This is a genomic window from Levilactobacillus parabrevis ATCC 53295, from assembly GCF_001434055.1.
Classification (GTDB): domain Bacteria; phylum Bacillota; class Bacilli; order Lactobacillales; family Lactobacillaceae; genus Levilactobacillus; species Levilactobacillus parabrevis.
Genome location: NZ_AZCZ01000090.1, coordinates 1 through 1,638 on the forward strand (window position 1 = coordinate 1; position 1,638 = coordinate 1,638).

Genomic DNA, 1,638 nt, shown 5'->3' on the forward strand with positions numbered 1-1,638 from the left:
TGCACTTCAATTTTAAATCGAGGAACCAAAATATTTTAGTCATTAATCGAAATACCTTACTAGTATCACTGTATTACAACCATCCCTTTATTCACTACTTGCTGAACGTAACAATGGTCTTCCTTTGGGGAGGACTATACGCTCTGTTTACGACCGCTATATCATTAATACTGCGTAATCGTTTTTTCTCCCTCAGCATTGGACTGTTGCTACAAATGGCCTTACTGCTATTCCAAGGCTTGCAAGTTACAGCGTATAGCCTATCTCCTGCGGATTTTCTTAAACAAACCGCGATGTCAGACGTCAGTCTTGGTACAACCTTAGCCACAACAACTGTAACCATTGGGATCACAGCAGTGCTTCTGAAGTTAGGAAGGAAAAAACTCAGTGATTTATAACGTCTTTAAACAACAAGTACAATATATGCCCCTCTACTTCAAGGCATTTGGAATCGCCAATATCATAGTTCTCTTGATCGTAACGTCTAAATTTATAACCATTATTAGCGAGCCAACTGTATTCACCAGCGGTTCAATGATGTTTGCCACTGTATATACACAAATGTTTGGTAAGTTTGCAATCGGTCTTATCTATTTACTGGTTACCTCTTTGATTGCTGTATCACACATTAGCTATCGGTTCACTGACTATTTAACCATTGGAACACGACAAATATTATTTTATCAGATACTAGTTCAATCTATTCTAGCACAGTTTCTCTTATGGGCGCCGTGGGCGATGTTAACAGCCACAAGCTTCGTAGGTCTAGGAACGATTACAAATCCTCAAACTTTAGCTATTCTCCTACTAGGCCTGGTCCAAGTCTATTTTACCCAACTTTTTCTGGTACTTATCGCCCTAATTGGACTCATGTTAACTGAAAAAAAAGCAATTGGTATCTTCGTTGCCATATCGCTCAACCTATTGCTCTTCAGTCTACATCAAATAGGAATTAGTATGCCATTGGGGAGATTCACGGAATTCGAGGCACCATTAGCAAAATTGATTAATTGTCTTAGTTTGTTACCAATGCTATACATTATTTCTGCGATTCTAAACGCTATTGTAAAAGGTAGGGATTATTAAAGTGGCCAGATTGATGTACGTGCAATTCGAATACTTAGCGTCACATGTCCTTCAACGTTTTTTATGGCTTATTGGAATTTATGTCGCTACAATTATCATCTTAAAAATACGGTTTCATTCTGATACTTCCATTTTAGAAGCTACTACGAATGGTCCAAGTTTTGAAATGATTAAGGCAGGTCAACTCTACCTACCGATTTTCTGGATACTATTATTAGTGTTGCCCACATTTATTATAGGTGATAGTTTTAATCAGATTCACCAAAGGCTATTTTCACAAATTAAAAGTCAGAGATTCACCAAAAATCAGGTAGGATTAATTAACTTATCATTCTTAGTCTTATTAGTCTTAGGTTATATGGGGGTAGTCCAAATAACCATGATTTTAGTTGACCTCACTTCTCTAGGATTCACTGGCTTTTTAAAACATAATTTGATTGAATACTATTTGACCTTTAATTTTATATTGTTCATGTCACTATTATCTCTTCTCATACTTCAGCAACTGTGCGGCTGGATTGCTAAAATTCGAGTGTTTAAATAATTATGTGT

Annotated in this window: 1 protein-coding gene and 1 pseudogene; both read left to right on the forward strand. The window is 36.6% G+C overall.

All coding sequences use genetic code 11. The annotated features are described in order from the left end of the window. A pseudogene (locus tag FD07_RS12675) lies at positions 1-398 on the forward strand (hypothetical protein); the annotation flags it as partial. Continuing rightward, the gene (locus FD07_RS11840) at positions 388-1,086 is read left to right on the forward strand and encodes a hypothetical protein (RefSeq protein WP_020090534.1); all 699 of its coding nucleotides are present in this window, start codon (positions 388-390) and stop codon (positions 1,084-1,086) included. The pseudogene FD07_RS12675 and the gene FD07_RS11840, both read left to right, overlap by 11 nt. The last annotated feature ends 552 nt before the right edge of the window (positions 1,087-1,638 follow it).